Here is a 20,973-nt window from a genome sequence, read left to right as displayed (position 1 = left end):
TGCCAAGGACTCACCGATGACCGAACCCAGCACCCCGGCGCTCAAGGAACTCTTCAACGTCGACCGCCTGCACCATATCGCCAGCGAAATGACGGCGGTGTACCCGGCATTCGACGCCAAGGGCTTTCTCGCGCACGCCACGGCCGGGCTGGCGCAATTGTCGGTGATGCAGCGCATGGCACGGGTCAGCGAGAGCCTGCACGCAGTCATCCCACTCGATTACGCGCAAACCTTGGACCTGCTGCATGCGCTGGCGCCACGAATCAACAGCGGGTTTGTCAGCCTGTTCTTGCCGCACTTCGTCGCCCATTACGGCCTGGGAGATTTCAAGCGCTCCATGGCCGCGCTCAAGTACTTCACCACCTTTGGCTCCGCCGAGTTCGCGATCCGCCCCTTTTTGCTGCATGACTTCCCGCGCACCCTGGCCGTGATGCAGACGTGGTCACTGGACGACAACGAACACGTGCGCCGGCTCGCCAGCGAAGGCTCGCGACCGCGCCTGCCGTGGTCGTTTCGCCTGGCCGACGTACAAGCCAACCCCGAACTGTGCGCGTCGATTCTCGACAACCTGAAGGCTGACCCCAGCCTGTACGTGCGCAAATCGGTGGCCAACCACCTCAACGACATCACCAAGGACCATCCGGACTGGGTGCTTACGCTCATCGAAGGCTGGTCGCTGGACAACCCCCACACCGCCTGGATCGCCCGTCATGCGCTGCGCACAACACCCGCGCACTGACGATCATGGGCGCCGGGGCCAAGGCCGAAGTGAAGCTGCACGGGTTGAGCGTGACCCCGGCGGTGATCAGCCTGGGCGAGCGGATCAACCTGTCCTTCACCCTGGAATCCACGGCCGCTGCGCCACAGAAACTGGTGGTGGATTACGCCATCGATTACGTGAAAAGCGCCGGGCATAGCGCGAAAAAGGTATTCAAGCTCAAGGCGTTTACCCTCGGTGCGGGTGAACACCAGAGCCTCAAGCGCGAGCAGCATATCCGCGAGTTGACCACGCGCAAGCACTATCCGGGGCGTCACGTGGTGCATGTATTGGTAAATGGAGAGAAGCTGGGCAGCGCCGAATTTGAACTGCGCGCCTGACACACTCCAAGCAACACCCCTCCCACAGTTTTAAGCCGGTTTCGTCAGCGCGACCTCGCCGAGCAACAACCCCTGCTCCCGCGCGCACAATTCCACCACGTAATCCCACAACACCCGCAGCCGCACGGACTTGTGCAACTCCCTGCGCGAGCTGATCCAGTAGCTGCGCTGAATCCCTTCCCCCGGCAACAACGCTACCAGGTCCGGATCACCGGCGGCCATGAAGCACGGCAGCACCGCAATCCCCAACCCCGAGCGCGCCGCCTGGTGCTGGGCAATCACGCTGGTGCTGTGGAACACCACCTTGGGGTTGCGGCAGAAGCTGCTGAGAAATTTCAGCTCCTGGCTGAACAGCAGGTCGTCCACATAGTCAATCCACGCATGCACAGCGAGGTCTTCGCGTTTTTCAATCGGCGGGTTGCGATCGAGGTAAGCGCGGCTGGCGTAGAGAGCCAGGCGGTAGTCGGTGAGTTTGCGCGTGACCAGTTGATCGACGCTGGGGCGTTCCAGGTGAATGCTGATCTCCGCTTCGCGGTTGAGGATGCTGACGAACCGCGGCACCGCCACCAGCTCCACCTCCAGCCCCGGGTAACGCTCGAACAGCCCACCCATGCGACTGGCCAGGAACATCACCCCCAGACCTTCAGCCACGCCAAGGCGGATCTTGCCCAGCGGCGCGGCGGAGTGGGTCAGTTCGTCCTCGGCCAGCAGCGCGACGTTTTCCATGGCTTCGGCGTGTTTGAGCAGCGCTTCGCCCGCCGGCGTCAGTTCGTAGCCCTGGGCATGCTGCACGAACAGAGCAGTGCCGAGGCTTTTCTCGATGGCTTCGATATGCCGGGCGACGGTGGCGTGGGTCGTCTTCAGGCGCTGCGCGGCGGTGAGCAGGCGGCCGCTGCGCTGCAGCTCCAGAAAGTAGCGCAGGTCATTCCAGTCAAACATGACACCTCCATTGCATAAGCCTGCGCCGCACTGTTTAAAAACGCACAGCAGCTGGGTAAAAACTAACATTTTTAAGACGAAAACTAACAACTAGGATGGATGCAATAAGAAAAACAAGCGAGACCTTCAGATGCCCATTGCAACTGCTGAATACGATTACATCGTTGTAGGCGCCGGCCCCGCAGGCTGCCTGCTGGCCAATCGACTGTCCGCCAACCCCGCCCACCGCGTGCTGCTGCTCGAAGCCGGTGGCCGCGACAATTACCCCTGGATCCATATTCCCGTCGGCTACCTGTTCTGCATCGGCAACCCGCGCACCGACTGGTGCTTCAAGACCGAAGCCCAACCAGGCCTGCAGGGCCGTGCGTTGAGTTACCCACGGGGCAAGGTGTTGGGCGGCTGCTCGTCCATCAACGGCATGATCTACATGCGCGGCCAGTCCCGGGATTACGACGGCTGGGCCGCCGCAGGCAACGAGGGCTGGGCCTGGGACGACGTGTTGCCGCTGTTCAAGAACAGCGAAAACCATTTTGCCGGTAGCTCGGAGTTCCACAGCGACGGCGGCGAATGGCGGGTCGAGCAACAGCGCCTGCACTGGCCGATCCTGGATGCGTTCCGCGAGGCAGCGGCGCAAAGCGGGATCGCCAATACCAGCGACTTCAATCAGGGCGACAACGAAGGCTGTGGCTACTTCCAGGTCAACCAGAAGGCCGGTGTGCGCTGGAACGCGGCCAAGGCGTTTCTCAAGCCTGTGCGCCAGCGCCCCAACCTCACGGTGTTGACCGACGTCGACGTAGATCGCGTGCTCCTGGAAAACGGCCGTGCCTCCCAGGTAATCGCCCGCCAGCACGGCCAGCAGGTCAGTTGGAAAGCGCGCAAGGAAATCGTGCTGTGCGCCGGCTCCGTGGGCTCACCGGGCATTCTGCAGCGCTCCGGGATCGGTCCGTCCAGCGTGCTCAAGCCGCTGGGCATCGACGTGCTGCATGAGCTGCCAGGCGTCGGCGGCAACCTGCAGGATCATCTCCAACTGCGGCTGATCTATAAGCTGGAAAACGCCCGGACGCTCAACCAGATCGCCGGCAGCCTGTGGGGCAAGATGGGCATGGGCCTGCGCTACCTGTATGACCGCAGCGGGCCACTGTCGATGGCTCCCAGCCAGCTCGGCGCGTTTGCCCGCTCGGGGCCGGAGCAGACCTCGGCCAACCTTCAATACCATGTGCAACCCTTGTCGCTGGAGCGTTTCGGCGAGCCATTGCACGGGTTCCCGGCGTTTACCGCGTCGGTCTGCGACCTGCGCCCGCAAAGCCGTGGCCGCGTGGATATCCGTTCGGCCAACCCTGCAGACGCGCCGCTGATTCGGCCCAATTACCTCAGTCACCCGGAAGACTTGCGGGTGGCGGCCGATGCGATCCGCCTGACCCGCCGCATCGTCGCGGCGCCAGCCCTCAGCCAGTTCAAGCCGGTGGAATATCTGCCCGGCGACTCGCTGCAGACTGAAGAGCAACTGCACGAAGCCGCCGCACGCATCGGCACCACCATCTTCCATCCGGTCGGTACTTGCCGCATGGGCAGCGACAAGGATGCGGTAGTCGACGCCCAACTGCGGGTACATGGCGTGCCCGGCCTGCGCATCGCCGACGCTTCCGTCATGCCGCGCATTACGTCCGGCAACACCTGTTCACCTACGCTGATGATCGCGGAGAAAGCCGCGCAACTGATCCTTTCGCCGAACACAAGGAGCCTCACCCCGCAGAGAGAACTGGTTCATGCAATCTGAATAGCGGCGCCATACCTGGCGCCGACAGTGGAACAACAATAAATAATCACTGTGAGGGCTACCCGATGTCAGAACATGCTCAACCCTTGGGCTCGTCGATCGACGCGAGCACCAGCAACGACTCAAAGAAGGTCATCTTCGCCTCGTCCCTGGGGACGGTGTTCGAGTGGTATGACTTTTTCCTCTATGGCGCCCTGGCGGCGGTGATCAGCAAGCAGTTCTTCGCCGGGGTCAATGACACCACGGCGTTCATCTTTGCACTGATGGCCTTCGCCGCCGGCTTCGTGGTGCGGCCATTCGGCGCGCTGGTGTTTGGCCGCCTGGGGGACATGATCGGGCGCAAATACACGTTCCTGGTTACCATCATCCTGATGGGCGTGGCGACCTTCTGTGTCGGGCTGTTGCCGACTTACGCCAGCATCGGCATTGCGGCGCCGATCATCCTGATCGTGCTGCGCATGCTGCAAGGCCTGGCGCTGGGCGGCGAGTACGGCGGCGCGGCGACCTACGTGGCCGAGCATGCCCCGGCGGGCAAACGTGGCTTCCACACCAGTTGGATTCAATCCACCGCCACCCTTGGCCTGCTGCTCTCGCTGCTGGTAGTGCTGGCCTGCCGTTACTTCACCGGCGATCAGTTCGAGGTGTGGGGCTGGCGGATTCCGTTCCTGTTTTCCATCGTGCTGCTGGGCATTTCCACCTGGATCCGCATGAGCCTGCACGAGTCGCCCGCATTCCTGAAAATGAAAGAGGAAGGCAAGGTCAGCAAGGCGCCGATCCGCGACTCGTTCGGCAAATGGGAAAATCTCAAGGTGGTGCTGATTGCGCTGTTCAGTATCAACGGCGGGCAAGCAGTGACCTTCTACGCGGCACAATTCTACGTGCTGTTCTTCCTCACCCAGTTCCTGAGAATGGACCCGGCGCTGGCCAACATGCTGCTGATCATCAGCGTGGTGATTGGTGCACCGTTCTTTATTTTCTTCGGCTGGCTGTCCGACAAGGTCGGGCGCAAACCCGTGCTGATGCTTGGCCTGCTCTTGGCCACGGCGCTGTACTTCCCGATCTTCAAAAGCCTGGCGCACTACACCAACCCGGCGATGGACCAGGCCAGCCAACAGGCACCTATCACCGTGCTGGCCGACCCCGCCACCTGCACCTTCCAGTTCGACCCGGTAGGCAAGGCGAAATTTGACAGCCCATGCGACAAGGTCAAGACCTTCCTGGTCAAGCAGGGCCTGCCCTACAGCAGCGCCGCGGCCCCAGCCGGCAGCCCGGTGCAGGTGAGCGTGGGCGACGTGCGCATCGACGGCTTCGACGAAAAAGCCCTGCGCGGTGCGGTGACCCTGGCCGGTTACCCGAGCTCGGCAGACGTGGCCCAGGTCAACAAGACCATGGTGGTCGTGCTGATCGTCGCGCTGATCCTGATCGCGGCCATGTGCTACGGCCCGCTGGCGGCGCTGATGGTGGAACTGTTCCCGACGCGCATCCGCTACACCTCCATGTCCCTGCCTTACCACATCGGTAACGGCTGGTTTGGCGGGTTCCTGCCGACCGTGTCGTTCGCATTGGTGGTGTACACCGGCGACATCTTCTATGGCCTGTGGTACCCGGTGGTGGTGACCGGCGTGAGCCTGGTGGTGGGGATGATCTGCCTCAAGGAAACCCGGCACGTGGATATCGATAACAACTGATCCTCCAAGCGCTGGAGATACTCTGTGGGAGGGGGCTTGCCCCCGATAGCGGTCGTTCAGTCACAGGTCTATTGACTGATACACCGTCATCGGGGGCAAGTCCCCTCCCACATTCTGCATAGCGCGCTTACATAAATTGCTGTACATCCATACAGATAAAGGTTGATCAAAGGCCGCCGACTGAGCATCCTGCCAGGTATCAACCCGATCTGATGTGATGACCATGCGGCTGTACCTCTGTGAAAAACCCTCCCAGGCCAAGGACATTGCGGCCGTGCTCGGCGCCAGCCGGCGCGGCGACGGCTGCTGGCTGGGCAATGGGGTCACGGTCACCTGGTGCATCGGCCATCTGCTGGAAACCGCTCCGCCCGACGCCTACGACGAAAAGTACAAACGCTGGGTCCTGGCCGACCTGCCCATCGTCCCGGAAAAATGGAAGATGCGGGTCAAGCCCAAGACCGCCAGCCAATTCAAGGCGGTCAAGCGCTTGCTGGGGGAAGCCCAGGAACTGGTGATCGCCACCGATGCCGACCGCGAAGGCGAGATGATCGCCCGCGAACTGGTTGAGCATTGCCGCTATCGCGGACCTATTCAGCGCCTGTGGCTATCGGCGCTGGACGATGCGTCCATCCGCAAGGCCCTCGCTGCACTCAAACCCGGTGCGGAGACTTTCAGCCTGTATCACTCCGCCTTGGGTCGCTCCCGCGCAGACTGGCTGATCGGCATGAACATGAGCCGCCTGTTTACCCTGCTTGGGCGCCAGTCCGGTTACCAAGGCGTATTGCCGGTAGGTCGCGTGCAAACCCCGACGTTGCGCCTGGTGGTGGACCGCGACCGCAGCATTGCCGATTTCGTCCCGGTGGCGTACTGGGCGATTGATGTCGACCTGCGCCACGCAGGCATGACGTTCACCGCGCAATGGCGAGCCGTTGACGATGCCTGTGACGATCAGGGCCGGTGCCTAAACCCGCAACTGGCCCGCGATGCCGCCGAGGCCATGACCCGCGCCGCCAGTGCCCGGCTGGCAAAGTTGCGTACCGAACGCATGCGCGAAGTGGCGCCCCTGCCCTTCGACCTGGGCACCCTGCAGGAAATCTGCTCCAAGAAACTGGGCCTCGGCGCCCAGGAAACCCTGGACATCGCCCAATCCCTCTACGAAACCCACAAGGTCATCACCTACCCCCGCAGTGATTGCGGCTATCTGCCCGTGAGTCAGCACAGCGAGGCGCTGAAGATCCTGGCCGCGCTGGCGCGCGCCGATACGGCAGTCAATGAATTGATGCCCCACATCGATCCACAGCGTCGCTCACGGGCGTGGAACGACGCCAAGGTCAGCGCTCACCACGGCATCATCCCCACGGGCGCCGGCAAGGACGTCGGGCAACTCACCGGCAAGCACCGTGCGGTGTACACGCTGATTCGTGCGCGCTACCTGGCGCAGTTCCTGCCCATCCATGAGTTCGACCGTACCCAGGCGGATTTCGACTGCGCGGGGCAAGCTCTGCGCGCCGTGGGCAAAGTGGTGATCGAGCCCGGCTGGAAACGCGCCCTGCCTGAAGCCCTGGCGCCGGCCAAAGGGCGTGAAGCGCCGCAACCCCAGGCGTTGCCAGCATTGGTGCAGGGCCAGGATTACGCAGTGGCCAAGGTCAACCTCAAGGACCTGTGGACCCAGCCACCCAAACCCTTTACCGAAGGCGACCTGATCAAGGCGATGAAAAACGTCGCCAAGCTGGTGGAAGATCCGTTGCTCAAGCAAAAACTCAAGGACACCACCGGCATCGGCACAGAGGCCACCCGCGCCGGGATCATCCAGGGCCTGCTGGACCGTGGGTACCTGGTGAAAAACGGCAAGGCACTCTCTGCAACCCCGGCGGCCTTCAGCCTGATCGACGCCGTGCCACGGGCCATCGCTGACCCCGGCACCACCGCCATCTGGGAACAGGCACTGGACATGGTGCAAAGCGGCGAAATGAGCCTGGAAGAATTCGTCGCCAAACAGGCAGCGTGGATGAGCAAGCAAGTGGCGCGCTGCAATGGCATGCGCATGACCATCACCGGGCCGGCCAGCCCGGCTGGACGTGGCGCCACACCGTGGAAAAAGAAGCGCAAGAGCGCACCGCACAAAGCAGCCGCGGCCCCTAAACGCGGCAAAAAGCCGACGAACGCCGGGTAAACCACAAAAAAATCCGGCGAATGACGTTTTTCGACGGGTTTAGCGCCGCTTTGGACCTTGCCCCGGCGCAGGCCGTCTAGGATTCTTAAGGGGACCTTGACTACCAAACAACAACACCGGAGTGGCCGCCATGAAAACCGTCGCACAAGTGCTCAAAGCCAAGGACCAGAAAAACCAGGAAGTCCATGTCATCAAACACGACCACACCGTGTTTGAAGCGCTGGTCCGCATGTCGGAAAAAAACGTCGGGGCCTTGCCGGTGGTCAAGGAAGGCGTGGTGGTAGGGATCATCAGCGAACGGGATTACGCACGTAAAATCATGCTCAAGGGGCTATCGTCGGTCACTACAAAGGTTCACGAGGTGATGAGCTCTCCGGTGATCACCGTCGACACCCACAAGAAGGTCGATGAGTGCATGAACATCATGACCGACAGTCACCTGCGCCACCTGCCCGTGGTCGAAGACGGCAAACTGCTGGGCCTGCTGTCCATCGGCGACCTGGTGAAGGAAGCCATTGCCGACCAGGCCGACCTGATCAAACAGCTGGAGCAGTACATCCGCGGCGAATAGGGGAAACCATGCTCGACACGCAGGAACATCAGCAGGACCACCTCGACACCCTGCACCGGGCCATGGCCGAACGGCGTTTTCTGGTGCTGACCGGTGCGGGCATCAGCACCTCATCGGGTATTCCGGATTATCGCGACAGCGAAGGCGTGCGCCGGGGCAAGCCGCCCATGATGTACCAGGAATTCCTCGCCACTCCGCAGGCGCGCCGCCGGTATTGGGCCAGGGCGATGCTGGGGTGGCCGAGGGTACGGATTGCCCAGCCAAACCAGGCTCACCGGGCGCTGGCGACGCTGCAGCAACGCGGGCGCATCAGTGGGCTAGTCACGCAGAATGTCGACACCCTGCATGATCAGGCCGGTAGCCATGACGTGATCGAGTTGCACGGCAGCCTGCACCGGGTGCTATGCCTGGATTGTCAGCAACGCAGCGAGCGCGACGCGATCCAGCGTCTGATGGAACAACAGAACCCCTACCTGGCTGGCGTCGATGCGGTTCAGGCACCCGACGGTGACACCCTGCTGGACCCGGCGTTTGAAGAACGCTTTCAGGTGCCCCACTGCCCCCATTGCAATGGCCAGCGGTTGAAACCGGATGTGGTGTTTTTTGGCGAGAACGTGGCACCGCACACAGCGGCCAAGGCCATGGCTGCCGTGGAACAAGCGGATGGGCTGCTGGTGGTGGGTTCTTCGTTGATGGCGTATTCAGCGTTCAGGCTGTGCAAGGCGATGGTGGAGCAAGGCAAAGCGGTGATTGCTATCAACCTGGGCAAGACCCGTGGGGATGAGTTGTTGCAGGTAAAGATCGAGGCGTCGTGCGAGCGACTGTTGCCATTACTCGTTGACCGCCTCCAATAGCAAAAAAACACCACCACTCAACTGTGGGAGGAGGTTTTGTGTTGGATCTGCATTTTTTGCGCAGCGACCAAACACTCCAGAAAGTGACGCCCAAGTCACATTTTTCCGCATCCCCCCGCCCCTACGGCAGTTTATGTAGTGATCAAAAATAATCACTACATAACCGTTGACGTAATCTTTTTGTCCTTGCATTATCGAGACGTCTCCCGGATCGGGAGCGTTGGTAACACGCGTTTTGAACAAGCTCGTCTGACCGCCGAGCTGTTTTTTCCGGATGTGCACTGCCCACAAGGCAGATTGATGAAGCTGACCGGCCCGCAAGGCTCGGTACAAGGAGCTCAAACGCTGCTTGTCTTCGTTATGAAACCATTGCGTAGCAGTTCATCAGCAAGACTACATGCATCAGGTTCAAGACCCTGCCCGTATTCGGCAGACAGTCGCTGACGCCCGGTTTTCGGAACCGGAGACAACTAAGCAGTTTCAACGAATCAATTGATAGATCGCCAACTGGTCAAGGGGCTTACACATGAATCTGAACAACCAACCAACTATCGACGAATTGGCTGAGATGTTCGCAGCGCAGAAAGACACTCTCGACGACCATATCCTGTGGGTTGGCAAATCGGGCGAAGTGCAACTTGACTGCCTGGCGCCCAATACCCAGGAAGACGAGTTCGACCGCAATAACCGTGAGCTGGCTGCGCGCCTGAAGGTGTACCGCCGAGGCCAGGGTTATGTTGGCAAGAAAGCCGCGGCAGATCGTAACTTTATCGAACAGGTCTTCCATACGCTGAATACCGAATGGCAGAACCTCAAAGGCCAATCGCAAGTTAAAGTGATTGATCGATACTCCTGATCGATAACCCATTTAACAATCAAGTCCGCCCGGATAACCGTGCGGACTTTTTTATGGCCATTCTTTACTCCGTGTCCTACAACGGTTTACCGGCTTCTTCGCGAAAGATATCGAACAACACTTGCGCCGCCGCCGACAGTTCATGCCCCGGTTTGGTCAGTACGCCAATCGGCCGTTCAATCACCGGATCTTTTAAAGTGATGCAACGGGCACCCGCCTCTTCCATCTGTCGCGCGCACAATGCAGGAACGGCACTCACACCCAGCCCACTCGCCACCATTTTTCCCACCGTCGCCAGTTGATGGCTTTCCAGCGCCACCGGCAGCTTCATCTGCAACGCGCCTAGATGTTCTTCCAGCATGACCCGCACCGTCGAGGGCCGTTGCAAGGTAATGAACGGCTGTTGCAGCAGGGTTTTCCAGTCGATCTCAGAACGTTCGGCCAACGGCGAGTCGCCCGGTACCACGGCGATGAACCGGTCCAGGTACAGCGGCGTAAACGCCAGCGACGAGCCTTCTGACGGTTCGAATGCCACGCCCAGTTCCACCTGGCGGTCGCGCACCATTTCCAGCACCTGCTCGTTGATCAGGTCGTGCACCGTCACATTCACCTGAGGGTAACGCGCGCGGAATATCTTCAGGATCGGCGGCAGCAGGTTACCAGCGAACGATGGCATCGCTGCCACCGTCACGCGACCGCGTTGCAGGGTGAAACGCTGGCGCAGTTCATCTTCAGCATTGTCCCAATCGGCAATCAACCGGCGCGCCAAAGGCAACAAGGACTCACCTTCAGGCGTGAGTGCAACATTACGTGTATTGCGGCTGAACAAGCGGCCGCCCAGCCCTTCTTCCAGGCCCTTGATGGTCAGGCTCAGCGCCGATTGGGAGAGGTGCAGGCGCTCGCAGGCGGCGGCAAAGCTGAGGCTTTGGGCCACGGCGAGAAAAGCTCGCATCTGTTTGACGGTCATGGGCTGCCTCGGAAGAAGACTCGACTATGCTGTTTTTTAAATCAATCAACCTAAAAAAACAACTTAACAAATCAATCCTCCGGCGCAACACTCGGTTCACTGGCTGGACCACACACAATAATAGAGGTGCATATGGCAGGTTTCGATAAACGCGTGGCGTCCTATGAAGAAGCACTCGCAGGCCTGGAAGACGGCATGACCGTGCTCTCCGGCGGTTTTGGCCTGTGCGGCATTCCGGAAAACCTCATCGCCGAGATCAAGCGTAAAGGCACCCGCGACCTGACCGTGGTTTCCAACAACTGCGGCGTCGATGGTTTTGGCCTCGGCGTGCTGCTGGAACAAAAGCAGATCAGCAAGGTGATCGCGTCCTACGTGGGTGAAAACGCCCTGTTTGAAAAACAACTGCTCAGCGGCGAAATCGAAGTGGTGCTGACCCCCCAAGGCACCCTGGCGGAAAAAATGCGCGCAGGCGGTGCAGGCATCCCGGCGTTCTTCACTGCCACCGGCGTCGGCACTCCTGTAGCCGAAGGCAAGGAAACCCGTGAATTCAAAGGTCGTCCGTACCTGATGGAAGAATCCATCACCGGCGACTTCGCCATCGTCAAAGGCTGGAAAGCCGACCACTTCGGCAACGTCATCTACCGTCACACCGCCCAGAACTTCAACCCGCTGGCCGCCACCGCCGGCAAGATCACCGTGGTGGAAGTCGAAGAAATCGTCGAACCGGGCGAGCTGGACCCGGCGCAGATCCACACCCCTGGCATCTACGTCGACCGGATCATCTGCGGCACGTTCGAGAAGCGCATCGAACAGCGCACCGTGCGCAAATAATCCGCCCCCAGCCCGAACAATAAGAGGAAACAAACATGGCGCTTACCCGCGAACAAATGGCTCAACGCGTCGCCCGCGAGATGCAGGACGGTTTCTACGTCAACCTCGGCATCGGCATCCCGACCCTGGTCGCCAACTACATTCCCGAAGGCATGGAAGTGATGCTGCAATCGGAAAACGGCCTGCTGGGCATGGGGCCGTTTCCTACCGAAGACACCATCGATGCCGACATGATCAACGCCGGCAAGCAGACCGTCACCGCGCGTATCGGCGCGTCGATTTTCTCCTCCGCCGAGTCCTTCGCGATGATCCGCGGCGGCCACGTCGACCTCACCGTCCTCGGTGCATTTGAAGTCGACGTGCAGGGCAACATTGCCTCGTGGATGATCCCCGGCAAGCTGGTCAAGGGCATGGGCGGCGCGATGGACCTGGTGGCCGGTGCCGAGAACATCATTGTGATCATGACCCACGCGTCCAAGGACGGTGAGTCCAAGCTGCTCAGCCAATGCAGCCTGCCGCTGACCGGTGCGAACTGCATCAAGCGGGTGTTGACCGACCTCGCGTACCTGGAAATCGAAAATGGCGCTTTTGTCCTCAAGGAACGCGCACCTGGCGTCAGCGTTGAAGAGATTGTGAGCAAGACCGCCGGTAAACTGATTGTCCCGGACCACGTTCCAGAAATGCACTTCCAGTGAGGACAGATTCCATGCAAGACGTCGTGATTGTTGCTGCCACCCGCACCGCCGTGGGCAGCTTCCAGGGTTCGCTGGCGAATATCCCGGCACCGGAACTGGGCGCCGCCGTGATCCGCCGCCTGCTGGAGCAGACCGGCCTGGACCCGGCCCTGGTGGATGAAGTGATCCTCGGCCAGGTGCTCACCGCGGGCAGCGGCCAGAACCCGGCACGCCAGGCTTCGATCCTTGCCGGCCTGCCCCACGCCGTGCCGAGCCTGACCCTGAACAAGGTGTGCGGCTCCGGCCTCAAGGCCCTGCACCTTGGTGCCCAGGCCATCCGCTGCGGTGACGCTGAAGTCATCATCGCCGGCGGCATGGAGAACATGAGCCTGGCCCCCTATGTGCTGCCGGCCGCACGCACCGGTTTGCGCATGGGCCACGCCAAAATGCTCGACAGCATGATCACCGACGGCCTGTGGGATGCCTTCAACGATTACCACATGGGCATCACCGCCGAGAACCTGGTGGACAAGTACGGCATCAGCCGTGAAGTCCAGGATGCATTCGCCGCTGCCTCCCAGCAGAAAGCCGCTGCTGCTATCGAAGCAGGCCGCTTTGCCGACGAAATCACCCCGATCCTGATCCCCCAACGCAAGGGCGATCCCGTCGCCTTCACCGTGGATGAGCAACCCCGCGCCGGCACCACCGCCGAGTCCCTGGGCAAGCTCAAGCCGGCGTTCAAGAAAGACGGCAGCGTCACCGCAGGCAACGCTTCCAGCCTCAACGACGGCGCCGCTGCGGTGTTGCTGATGAGCGCCGACAAAGCCAAGGCCCTCGGCCTGCCGGTACTGGCGCGAATCGCCAGCTACGCCAACGCGGGTGTAGATCCGGCGATCATGGGCATCGGCCCGGTCTCGGCCACCCGCCGCTGCCTGGACAAAGCCGGCTGGAGGCTGGGCGACCTGGACCTGATCGAGGCCAACGAAGCGTTCGCCGCGCAGGCCTTGGCTGTGGGCAAAGAACTGGAATGGGATGCGGAAAAGGTCAACGTCAATGGCGGCGCCATCGCCATCGGCCACCCTATCGGCGCCTCAGGTTGCCGCGTACTGGTGACCCTGTTGCATGAAATGATCAAACGCGACGCCAAGAAAGGCCTGGCGACGCTGTGCATCGGCGGCGGCCAAGGGGTAGCCCTCGCCCTCGAACGCAACTAAGTAGCAATCAACACCATTCAATTGTGGGAAGGGGCTTGCCCCCTCCCCATTTGATCTTCACTGCCTGGCAGATTGCGGCACTGCAAACACCGCACTCGCCCGCGCCACGACCTTCTCCCCAACCTGCAGACTCACCGTGGCAAACGCCATCTGCCGCCCACGCTTGTGATGCTCCAACCGCACCACCATCCACTCCCCCACTTGCACCGCCCCCAGGTAATCCAACGTCATGCTCGCCGTAATCAACGGTAATGGTGGCTCACTGGAAAACGCCATCGCATAACCCATACCGACATCCGCCAGCGTCGCCAACACCCCGCCATGCACCGTGCCGCGTCCATTGGCATGGCGATTATCGGCACGTAGGCCGATCTCCAGTTGCAGGCCTTCACCCCGGCAATAGGCCGGGCCCAGAAGCTCCAGCAGCGGACTGCTGCGGGGCAACGCAACAAAACCTTCGGGCACGGCGTTTGCGATCATGGCGGGTTCTTCATTGGGACAAGCGTTGAGGTGTACGCCTGGCGGCAAGCAGCGGCCATCACCATTAGCGGTGCAAATCCTGCACGATGCTTTGCGTCAATACGCCAGAACCACGACAGTCAGCGCTTCATGCAGCGCTGGTAACGCTCATCCACCCGCTTGGCGAACCACGCCGTGGTGAGATTGCGGGTGATCTTCGGGCTCTTGAGGACGATACCCGGCAAAATCGCCCGGGGCATCGGCTTGCCGGCGGCTTTGTCGGCCAGGGCGAATACCCGTTTGTAGAGGGTGGTCTCTTCAAAGTCCAACTGCTCGCCCTGCTCCAGCTGGCTGCGGATGCTGGGGTTGCGCATATCCAGTTTCGCGCCCAGCGAGCGTACGGCCAGCTCGGTGGTGCCGGGTAGCAACGAGCCGTAACGAATCAAGTCCCCGTCCAGCGCCAACTCCGTACCCGACGCGCGGCTGACGGCGGCCTGGAAAGCGGCGTTGCGGCTGGCGTACCACCCCGCGTTGAAGTCGGCAAAGCGGTACAGCGGCTGGTCGTAGTTCACCGGATAACCCAACAAGTGGGCGATGCCGAAGTACATGCCACCCCGGCGAGTGAAGACTTCGCGTCGGATACTGCCGTCCACCGTGTAGGGATAACCCCGCGCCTGTTTCTGTGCAAAGTCGATGCTGACCTGCATGGGGCCAGCGGTATGCACCGGGTTGAAACCGCCAAACAGCGTCTTGCCCAACGGCACCATGCTGATGAAGTCATCGAAGATGCTGCTGAGATCCCTCTCTGTGCGCGCCGCGTTCAAACGGTCGGCGTAGGTCTTGCCGGTGGGTGAGCTGAGTTGCAAGGCGCTGCGTACCACAAAGGCCGGCACATGGACTTTTCCCGCACGGCGCAGGATTTCCTCCTGAGCAATCTTGCCCATATTCGGCACGGGCGGATCGACTTGATAGGTTGACTCCTGCTCGGTCACCGCCAGCACGGCGCAGATGTTCTCGGTACTGGGATAGATTTTCTGAGTGTCGAACGCCGTGTAAATGTCCTGTGCCCAGCCGTTGCGATCCGCGAGCTTGACCGGTAACAGGCGCACAATCTGAGCCTTCACCTCGGTTTCGCTGCGCTCCGGTTGCTGAGGGCCACGGGAGGTGGAGCAACCCGCCAGTATCAGCAAGGGCATGACGCACAGGAGCAGGCGGCTTGAAGGCATGGGGTTTCCTTGGGTAACGGCTGGCCGGACAGTGCAGATATCGACCTGTGAGTCTAAACAGGGTTCGCCGATCAATGTGCATTGATCATTGCCTGAAGAAACCTCCCACGCAACCGCCGCATGAGCTCTACTCCCCCGCCCTGGGAACCTCTGCAAAGCCCCTCAATTTTTATCCCAATGTTTCCAAGGCGCATTGGCAGGCGCTGTACCCCTCCTGTCAGTCGGTGATCGCGCCGCTCGAACGCTGGTTGCGCGGTGACGGCGTATGAATACGGCTACGACAACTGCGGCCAACTGAAAATTTTGCGCCTGCCCGACAACAACCGCATTGTGTTTAATCACGCCAATGGCGAGTTCACTCGCTAAGGGCTGCTAAGCAGCCCAGCGGGAGCAAGCTCCCTCGCCACAGTGTAATGCCGTGACCTCAGATCCCCGCCAACGCCAAATCCATCGCAAAGTACGTAAAGATCAAATCCGCCCCAGCCCGCTTGATCGAGCCCAACGTCTCACGCACTACACGGTCTTCATCAATCGCCCCCGCCTGCGCGCCGAATTTGATCATCGCGTACTCACCGCTCACCTGGTACGCCGCCACCGGCAGGCGTGAGGTTTCGCGGATGTCGCGGATGATGTCCAGATACGCACCGGCCGGTTTAACCATCAGCGCGTCCGCGCCTTCCTGTTCGTCGAGCAGCGATTCGCGCACGGCTTCGCGGCGGTTCATCGGGTTCATCTGGTAGCTTTTGCGGTCGCCTTTCAGGGCACTGCCGCCCGCCTCACGGAAGGGGCCGTAGAGGGCCGAAGCGAATTTGGTCGAGTAGGCCATGATCGGGATATGGGTGAAGCCCGCGTCATCCAGGGCGCGTCGGATTGCCTGGACCTGGCCGTCCATTGCCGCCGAAGGGGCAATGACGTCAGCCCCCGCACGGGCGGCGGCCACGGCCTGTTTACCGAGATTGACCAGGGTCGCGTCGTTGTCGACGTGGGCGCCGTGCATCACGCCGCAATGGCCGTGGTCGGTGTATTCGCAGAAGCAGGTGTCGGACATCACGATCATTTCCGGCACGGCGTCCTTGATGATCGAGGACATGCGCGAGACCAGGCCGCGTTCTTTCCAGGTGTCGCTCCCGCTGGCGTCCAAGTGGTGGGACACGCCAAACGTCATCACCGACTTGATGCCGGCACGGGCGTAACGCTCGATCTCGGCGGCGAGTTTTTTCTCTGGAATGCGCTGCACGCCGGGCATGCTGGTGATCGGCACGAAGTCGTCGATTTCTTCTTCGACAAAGATCGGCAGCACCAGGTCGTTAAGGGTGAACTCGGTTTCCTGGAACAGACCGCGCAGCTCCGGGGAGCGGCGCAGGCGGCGTGGACGGGCTTGGGGGAACTGGCTGGTCATGATTTTCCTGGATAAGGTCAACACTTTGGGGCGAAAGCTTATGCCCCTTGGCCCCGGCAACACAAACGCCGACGGGCCAATAGTCTATTGCGCGGGTCGTAATAATGTCTTGATCTAAAGCTGCACGCGCCCCAGGGCCGTGCCCTGGCCGACGACATAACGACCCGGCGCCAGACCTTCGGCAAGTAAACACTGGGCGACGCCCGCATTCAGGCTGTCGGCTCCGAGCACCACGGCCAGCGGGTTGCCTTTGAGCGATAGGCGGCCGAATTCGTCCAGTTGCTTGAAATCGAAGGTCGGCATGGGCTCAGCTCGGAATATTCAGGCCACGGATCACCGCCGGCCGGGCTACGAAACCATCCAGGGCGCGCAGTACGTTTGGGAAGTCGGCGATGCCCACCAGGTCGCCGGATTCGTAAAAGCCGATCAGGTTGCGAATCCACGGGAACGTGGCGATGTCAGCGATGCTGTACGCGTCGCCCATGATCCAGGTGCGACCCAGCAGGCGCTTTTCCAGCACATCGAGCAGGCGTCGGGATTCGGCGGCGTAGCGGTCGCGAGGACGCTTGTCTTCGTAGGCCTTGCCGGCGAATTTGTTGAAGAACCCCAACTGGCCGAACATCGGACCGATGCCGCCCATCTGGAACATCAGCCACTGGAGCGTTTCGTAGCGGGCAGCCGGGTCTTCGGGGAGCAGTTGGCTGGTTTTTTCCGCCAGGTAGATCAGGATCGCGCCAGACTCGAACAGCGCCAGTGGCACCTCGCCTGGACCATTGGGGTCGATGATCGCGGGGATCTTGTTATTGGGATTCAGGGACAGAAACTCGGGAGACAATTGGTCCTGGGTCTCGAAGCTGACCTTGTGCGCCTCGTAAGGCAGGCCCAACTCTTCAAGCATGATCGATACCTTGACGCCATTGGGTGTCGGCAACGAATAGAGCTGTAGCCGCTCGGGATGCTGGGCGGGCCATTTGCTGTTGATCGGGAACGCGGCGAGTGGGTTCATCGACAAATACCTTGGGCGCAAAGCCCCCATGATAGTCATCTGCCCGCTGTCCTGCTCGGGTCATGAATGCGCAATATCCGCCGGCTATTATCCGCTCTGGGCGAACCAATGGGCCCTCGCACACTCTTAACTGCGCTTGATGGGTGAATGGAGGCACCTTGCTATATCGACAAGGAATACCGCAGGGCGCCCTTGGTGCCACTGGGGCCGGGCTTGTCCGCCCTCACCCGATGCACTGAAGACTCGATACCCATGAACCTCAAGCCTCTGTGCCTTGCGCTGCACCTGAAACGTTATTCATACATCATGTTGCCGCTGTTGCTGGTAGGTGGTGCCATTGGCCTGACGTTGGAGTCGCGCACCAGCAAGGCCGAACCCGCCGACGGCGTGCAAACCCTGGTATTCCTGCGTCACGGCGAAAAACCCGCCGGCGGCCTGGGCCAGCTCAACTGCCAGGGCCTCAATCGCGCAATGAACCTGGCCACCCTGCTGCCGGAAAAATTCGGCAAGGCCGACTTTGTGTTCGCCGCCAACCCGACGCGCAACGTCGAGGAAGGTGAACTGGACAATTCCTACAGCTACATTCGCCCGCTGATGACCATCAGTCCCAGCGCGATCAAGCTGGGCCTGCCGGTGAACATCGAGTATTCAGCGAATGACACCAGTGACCTGGCCGATGAATTGGTGGACGACAAGTACCACAACTCCATCATCTACACCGCCTGGTCCCACGGTTATCTGCCGGAGTTGATCAACAAGGTCGCCAGTGAAGCATCAGGGCAAAAGCACACGATTACCGACGATTGGTCCGGCGGTGACTATGACACCCTGTATGTGCTGAAACTGACCTGGCACAACGGCAAGGCCACGCTGCTGAGCCGCAACTACAAGCAGGGGTTGAATAACGGCGATACGGATTGCCCGGATCCTACGCAGCTCAGCGCAGATTCCTAGGGGTGAGTGGTTCTGAGGGGGTGAGCGCCCTTGCCATAATCAGCCAGCCAAAAAAATGGGGCCTTTCAAGGCCCCATTTGATTATTGGCGGGCTGCCAGCAACCGCTTATGCCGGTTGCGCCGCGCTATGTTCAGGCACTCGATGGCCGCCGAGAATGCCATCGCCGCGTACACGTAGCCTTTTGGCACGTGGGCGCCGAAGCCTTCGGCGATCAGCGTCATGCCGATCATGATCAGGAAGCCCAGGGCCAGCATCACCACGGTCGGGTTGTCGTTGATGAACTTGGCCAACGGCTCGGCCGCTACCAGCATCACGATTACCGAGGTCACCACGGCGATGATCATGATCGGCAAGTGCTCGGTCATGCCCACGGCGGTAATGATGCTGTCGATGGAGAACACCAGGTCCAGCAACAGGATCTGCCCGATGGCCGCTGCAAAACCGATGGTGACGGTATTGCTGACGCTGGCCTTCTCCTCCGGCTCCGGGTCCATGCTGTGATGGATCTCGGTGGTGGCCTTCCACACAAGGAACAGGCCACCGGCAATCAGGATCATGTCCTTCCACGAAAACGCCTGGCCCAGCACTTCGAACACCGGCGTGGTCAACTGCACGATGAACGCGATGGTACTCAACAGGCCCAGGCGCAACACCAACGCCATGCTGATGCCGATGCGTCGCGCCTTGGCCCGATGCTGCTCCGGCAGCTTGTTGGTGAGAATCGAGATGAAGATGAGGTTATCGATGCCCAGCACGATCTCCATCACGATCAAGGTAGCCAGTGCGACCCACGCCGTGGGGCTGGCGGCCAGTTGTAAAAGGTAATCCATAGGTCAGTCCTGACGTTGTGCGGGGAAATTAGGCTTCTTTACTGTTCGATTCCGGCTGTTTCTCGTCCTGATCTTCATCCTTCTTCTGCGGATTGATCAAGCCTTGTGTCGCTTCGCTCAAGGCCTGCTCGGCAGCCTTGTGGGTATCATCGATCGCTTGCTTGGCCGATTCAGTGGCCTTGCCCATCACTTGTTGCGCGCTCTTTTCGACCTGGTCGCAGCCGCTGATCACTACCAATGAAAGCGCAAGCAAGGAGGCCGCGCCCAGAGAATTGAGTTTCATGACGTATTCCTCGTTAGAACCATTGGGTCCAAATAGTGGCCCCGCGATAGCGAGGCATTCTATGCAGGCGAACAGTTCAGGAAAATTCGTATTTTTCTCGCGTATACTTCGATTTTTACGAAGTGACGACGGTCATGCTCAATTACCGACAATTGCATTACTTCTGGGTCGTGGCCAAGACCGGCAGCATCGTGCGCGCCTGTGAGCAACTGAACCTGACCCCGCAGACCATCAGCGGGCAGATCAGCCTGCTGGAACAGACCTTCGGCATCGCGCTGTTTCAGCGCGTCGGGCGCCAACTGGAGCTGACCGAAGCCGGGCGCCAGGCACTGCCCTACGCCGAACAGATGTTCCAGACCGGCAACCAATTGGAGGCGATGCTGCGCGCGCAGCCCAATGAACAGCAGATTGTGTTCCGCGTTGGGGTGGCGGACGTGGTGCCCAAATCCATCGTCTACCGCCTGATTGCACCGACCATGGAGCTGAGCGAGCCGATCCGCATCACCTGCCGTGAAGACAAACTCGAACGCCTGCTGGCCGACCTGGCGATCCAACGTTTGGACCTGGTGATTTCCGACAGCCCGATGCCCACACACCTGGACATTAAAGGCTACAGCCAGAAACTCGGCGAATGCGGTATCAGCTTTTTCGCCACCCAGGCCCTGGCTGACGAGTACGCAGGCACTTTCCCACAGTGTTTGCAGGGTGCGCCCCTATTGATCCCCGGCGCGGAAACCGTGGTACGCAGCCGTTTGCAGCGCTGGTTCGCCGAGCAGCAGATACAGCCGAAAATCATCGGCGAATTCGACGACAGCGCGTTGATGCAGGCGTTCGGCCAATCCGGCAGTGGCATTTTCATCGCCCCCAGCGTGATTGCCGACGAAGTGGTGCGCCAATACGGCGTGGCGCTGATTGGTCAGACCGATGCGGTCACCGAGTCGTTTTACGCCATCTCGGTGGAGCGCAAGGTCAAGCACCCCGGCATCGTGGCGATTACCGAAGGGGCGCGACGGGAATTGTTCACCGCCCTGCCCTGACAGCTCAGGGGTGGGTGGCGACCGGTTGCTTGGCGGTCATCAACCACAACGCCAGCAGGATCGACAGCAGGATAAACCCGGAGGCCGCAAAGCCCAGGCTGCCCAACCCCAAGGTGTCGATCACCCGCCCGCCCAC

The 20,973-nt window shown here is 60.8% G+C and carries 19 protein-coding genes and 4 pseudogenes; 12 read left to right on the top strand and 11 right to left on the bottom strand.

The window, feature by feature from the left end; all coding sequences use genetic code 11:
• Nucleotides 1–16: 16 nt before the first annotated feature.
• Nucleotides 17–1,098, top strand: a pseudogene (locus tag CQ041_RS25245) (DNA alkylation repair protein).
• Between the two features lie 30 nt (nucleotides 1,099–1,128).
• Here the strand turns inward: CQ041_RS25245 and CQ041_RS25240 are convergent.
• Nucleotides 1,129–2,037 (bottom strand): LysR family transcriptional regulator, encoded by a 909-nt coding sequence (locus tag CQ041_RS25240; protein WP_105525108.1) that lies wholly within the window; start codon nucleotides 2,035–2,037, stop codon nucleotides 1,129–1,131.
• Between the two features lie 130 nt (nucleotides 2,038–2,167).
• Between CQ041_RS25240 and CQ041_RS25235 the strand changes: the two genes are divergently transcribed.
• From CQ041_RS25235 to CQ041_RS25210, 6 genes are all read left to right on the top strand, one after another.
• On the top strand, nucleotides 2,168–3,814 hold the full coding sequence (locus CQ041_RS25235) for a GMC family oxidoreductase (protein WP_105525107.1): 1,647 nt from the start codon (nucleotides 2,168–2,170) through the stop codon (nucleotides 3,812–3,814).
• Nucleotides 3,815–3,879: 65 nt separating this feature from the next.
• Nucleotides 3,880–5,502, top strand: a complete 1,623-nt coding sequence (locus CQ041_RS25230) for an MFS transporter (protein ID WP_105525106.1) — start codon at nucleotides 3,880–3,882, stop codon at nucleotides 5,500–5,502.
• 223 nt (nucleotides 5,503–5,725) lie between these two features.
• The gene (locus tag CQ041_RS25225; protein ID WP_105525122.1) at nucleotides 5,726–7,675 is read left to right on the top strand and encodes a DNA topoisomerase III; all 1,950 of its coding nucleotides are present in this window, start codon (nucleotides 5,726–5,728) and stop codon (nucleotides 7,673–7,675) included.
• A gap of 130 nt (nucleotides 7,676–7,805) precedes the next feature.
• Complete coding sequence (locus CQ041_RS25220; protein WP_105525105.1) at nucleotides 7,806–8,246, top strand: CBS domain-containing protein; 441 nt, start codon at nucleotides 7,806–7,808, stop codon at nucleotides 8,244–8,246.
• A gap of 8 nt (nucleotides 8,247–8,254) precedes the next feature.
• Nucleotides 8,255–9,100: an NAD-dependent protein deacetylase gene (locus CQ041_RS25215; RefSeq protein ID WP_105525104.1), complete on the top strand. Its 846-nt coding sequence runs from the start codon at nucleotides 8,255–8,257 to the stop codon at nucleotides 9,098–9,100.
• A 526-nt stretch (nucleotides 9,101–9,626) separates the two neighbouring features.
• The gene (locus tag CQ041_RS25210; protein ID WP_105525103.1) at nucleotides 9,627–9,956 is read left to right on the top strand and encodes a hypothetical protein; all 330 of its coding nucleotides are present in this window, start codon (nucleotides 9,627–9,629) and stop codon (nucleotides 9,954–9,956) included.
• Nucleotides 9,957–10,032: 76 nt separating this feature from the next.
• Here CQ041_RS25210 and CQ041_RS25205 read toward each other — a convergent pair whose 3' ends face one another.
• A complete protein-coding gene (locus CQ041_RS25205; protein WP_105525102.1) occupies nucleotides 10,033–10,923 on the bottom strand; it encodes a LysR family transcriptional regulator in 891 nt (296 codons plus the stop codon).
• Nucleotides 10,924–11,055: 132 nt separating this feature from the next.
• Between CQ041_RS25205 and CQ041_RS25200 the strand changes: the two genes are divergently transcribed.
• The 3 genes from CQ041_RS25200 to CQ041_RS25190 are packed head-to-tail and all read left to right on the top strand — an operon-like array spanning nucleotide 11,056 to nucleotide 13,642.
• Nucleotides 11,056–11,754, top strand: coding sequence for a CoA transferase subunit A (locus tag CQ041_RS25200; RefSeq protein WP_003190329.1), 699 nt, complete (start codon nucleotides 11,056–11,058; stop codon nucleotides 11,752–11,754).
• A gap of 35 nt (nucleotides 11,755–11,789) precedes the next feature.
• Nucleotides 11,790–12,449 carry a CoA transferase subunit B gene (locus CQ041_RS25195; RefSeq protein WP_065872325.1) on the top strand — a complete coding sequence of 220 codons (660 nt, stop codon included), beginning with the start codon at nucleotides 11,790–11,792 and terminating at the stop codon, nucleotides 12,447–12,449.
• 11 nt (nucleotides 12,450–12,460) lie between these two features.
• Nucleotides 12,461–13,642: an acetyl-CoA C-acetyltransferase gene (locus CQ041_RS25190; protein ID WP_105525101.1), complete on the top strand. Its 1,182-nt coding sequence runs from the start codon at nucleotides 12,461–12,463 to the stop codon at nucleotides 13,640–13,642.
• Nucleotides 13,643–13,699: 57 nt separating this feature from the next.
• Here the strand turns inward: CQ041_RS25190 and CQ041_RS25185 are convergent, their stop codons facing one another.
• From CQ041_RS25185 to CQ041_RS25165, 6 genes and pseudogenes are all read right to left on the bottom strand, one after another.
• Nucleotides 13,700–14,122 carry a PaaI family thioesterase gene (locus CQ041_RS25185; RefSeq protein WP_105525100.1) on the bottom strand — a complete coding sequence of 141 codons (423 nt, stop codon included), beginning with the start codon at nucleotides 14,120–14,122 and terminating at the stop codon, nucleotides 13,700–13,702.
• A gap of 119 nt (nucleotides 14,123–14,241) precedes the next feature.
• Nucleotides 14,242–15,327: a DUF1615 domain-containing protein gene (locus CQ041_RS25180; protein ID WP_105525099.1), complete on the bottom strand. Its 1,086-nt coding sequence runs from the start codon at nucleotides 15,325–15,327 to the stop codon at nucleotides 14,242–14,244.
• A 424-nt stretch (nucleotides 15,328–15,751) separates the two neighbouring features.
• Nucleotides 15,752–16,726: a porphobilinogen synthase gene (hemB, locus tag CQ041_RS25175; RefSeq protein ID WP_105525098.1), complete on the bottom strand. Its 975-nt coding sequence runs from the start codon at nucleotides 16,724–16,726 to the stop codon at nucleotides 15,752–15,754.
• A gap of 126 nt (nucleotides 16,727–16,852) precedes the next feature.
• Nucleotides 16,853–16,942: pseudogene (locus CQ041_RS26960) on the bottom strand (phenazine biosynthesis protein PhzF); the annotation flags it as partial.
• Nucleotides 16,934–17,029 (bottom strand): annotated as a pseudogene (locus CQ041_RS26955) (phenazine biosynthesis protein PhzF); the annotation flags it as partial. The pseudogenes CQ041_RS26960 and CQ041_RS26955, both read right to left, overlap by 9 nt.
• Nucleotides 17,030–17,033: 4 nt before the next feature.
• Nucleotides 17,034–17,732, bottom strand: a complete 699-nt coding sequence (locus tag CQ041_RS25165; protein ID WP_105525097.1) for a glutathione S-transferase N-terminal domain-containing protein — start codon at nucleotides 17,730–17,732, stop codon at nucleotides 17,034–17,036.
• Between the two features lie 252 nt (nucleotides 17,733–17,984).
• Here CQ041_RS25165 and CQ041_RS25160 point away from each other — a divergent pair, with 252 nt between their 5' ends.
• Nucleotides 17,985–18,686, top strand: coding sequence for a histidine phosphatase family protein (locus CQ041_RS25160; protein WP_105525096.1), 702 nt, complete (start codon nucleotides 17,985–17,987; stop codon nucleotides 18,684–18,686).
• A gap of 81 nt (nucleotides 18,687–18,767) precedes the next feature.
• Here CQ041_RS25160 and CQ041_RS25155 read toward each other — a convergent pair whose 3' ends face one another.
• Nucleotides 18,768–19,517 carry a TerC family protein gene (locus tag CQ041_RS25155; RefSeq protein ID WP_105525095.1) on the bottom strand — a complete coding sequence of 250 codons (750 nt, stop codon included), beginning with the start codon at nucleotides 19,515–19,517 and terminating at the stop codon, nucleotides 18,768–18,770.
• 28 nt (nucleotides 19,518–19,545) lie between these two features.
• Nucleotides 19,546–19,800, bottom strand: coding sequence for a hypothetical protein (locus CQ041_RS25150; protein WP_105525094.1), 255 nt, complete (start codon nucleotides 19,798–19,800; stop codon nucleotides 19,546–19,548).
• A gap of 134 nt (nucleotides 19,801–19,934) precedes the next feature.
• Between CQ041_RS25150 and nhaR the strand changes: the two genes are divergently transcribed.
• Nucleotides 19,935–20,837 carry a transcriptional activator NhaR gene (gene nhaR / locus CQ041_RS25145; protein WP_105525093.1) on the top strand — a complete coding sequence of 301 codons (903 nt, stop codon included), beginning with the start codon at nucleotides 19,935–19,937 and terminating at the stop codon, nucleotides 20,835–20,837.
• A 4-nt stretch (nucleotides 20,838–20,841) separates the two neighbouring features.
• Here the strand turns inward: nhaR and CQ041_RS26670 are convergent.
• Nucleotides 20,842–20,973 (bottom strand): annotated as a pseudogene (locus CQ041_RS26670) (MFS transporter); the annotation flags it as partial.

It is taken from the genome of Pseudomonas sp. MYb60 (genome assembly GCF_002979555.1).
Lineage (GTDB): Bacteria > Pseudomonadota > Gammaproteobacteria > Pseudomonadales > Pseudomonadaceae > Aquipseudomonas.
Note: the sequence above shows the minus strand (reverse complement) of the source record. Positions and strands in the feature narration are given on the sequence as shown.

Excerpts from the sequence above, each read along its gene's own strand:
- CQ041_RS25195 (WP_065872325.1), top strand. The coding sequence starts at position 11,790 with ATGGCGCTTACCCGCGAACAAATGGCTCAACGCGTCGCCCGCGAGATG.
- CQ041_RS25210 (WP_105525103.1), top strand. The coding sequence starts at position 9,627 with ATGAATCTGAACAACCAACCAACTATCGACGAATTGGCTGAGATGTTC.
- CQ041_RS25180 (WP_105525099.1), bottom strand. The coding sequence starts at position 15,327 with ATGCCTTCAAGCCGCCTGCTCCTGTGCGTCATGCCCTTGCTGATACTG.
- CQ041_RS25215 (WP_105525104.1), top strand. The coding sequence starts at position 8,255 with ATGCTCGACACGCAGGAACATCAGCAGGACCACCTCGACACCCTGCAC.
- CQ041_RS25230 (WP_105525106.1), top strand. The coding sequence starts at position 3,880 with ATGTCAGAACATGCTCAACCCTTGGGCTCGTCGATCGACGCGAGCACC.
- CQ041_RS25190 (WP_105525101.1), top strand. The coding sequence starts at position 12,461 with ATGCAAGACGTCGTGATTGTTGCTGCCACCCGCACCGCCGTGGGCAGC.
- CQ041_RS25150 (WP_105525094.1), bottom strand. The coding sequence starts at position 19,800 with ATGAAACTCAATTCTCTGGGCGCGGCCTCCTTGCTTGCGCTTTCATTG.
- CQ041_RS25220 (WP_105525105.1), top strand. The coding sequence starts at position 7,806 with ATGAAAACCGTCGCACAAGTGCTCAAAGCCAAGGACCAGAAAAACCAG.
- CQ041_RS25160 (WP_105525096.1), top strand. The coding sequence starts at position 17,985 with ATGAACCTCAAGCCTCTGTGCCTTGCGCTGCACCTGAAACGTTATTCA.
- CQ041_RS25240 (WP_105525108.1), bottom strand. The coding sequence starts at position 2,037 with ATGTTTGACTGGAATGACCTGCGCTACTTTCTGGAGCTGCAGCGCAGC.
- CQ041_RS25200 (WP_003190329.1), top strand. The coding sequence starts at position 11,056 with ATGGCAGGTTTCGATAAACGCGTGGCGTCCTATGAAGAAGCACTCGCA.
- CQ041_RS25165 (WP_105525097.1), bottom strand. The coding sequence starts at position 17,732 with ATGAACCCACTCGCCGCGTTCCCGATCAACAGCAAATGGCCCGCCCAG.
- CQ041_RS25185 (WP_105525100.1), bottom strand. The coding sequence starts at position 14,122 with ATGATCGCAAACGCCGTGCCCGAAGGTTTTGTTGCGTTGCCCCGCAGC.
- hemB (WP_105525098.1), bottom strand. The coding sequence starts at position 16,726 with ATGACCAGCCAGTTCCCCCAAGCCCGTCCACGCCGCCTGCGCCGCTCC.
- CQ041_RS25235 (WP_105525107.1), top strand. The coding sequence starts at position 2,168 with ATGCCCATTGCAACTGCTGAATACGATTACATCGTTGTAGGCGCCGGC.
- nhaR (WP_105525093.1), top strand. The coding sequence starts at position 19,935 with ATGCTCAATTACCGACAATTGCATTACTTCTGGGTCGTGGCCAAGACC.
- CQ041_RS25155 (WP_105525095.1), bottom strand. The coding sequence starts at position 19,517 with ATGGATTACCTTTTACAACTGGCCGCCAGCCCCACGGCGTGGGTCGCA.
- CQ041_RS25205 (WP_105525102.1), bottom strand. The coding sequence starts at position 10,923 with ATGACCGTCAAACAGATGCGAGCTTTTCTCGCCGTGGCCCAAAGCCTC.
- CQ041_RS25225 (WP_105525122.1), top strand. The coding sequence starts at position 5,726 with ATGCGGCTGTACCTCTGTGAAAAACCCTCCCAGGCCAAGGACATTGCG.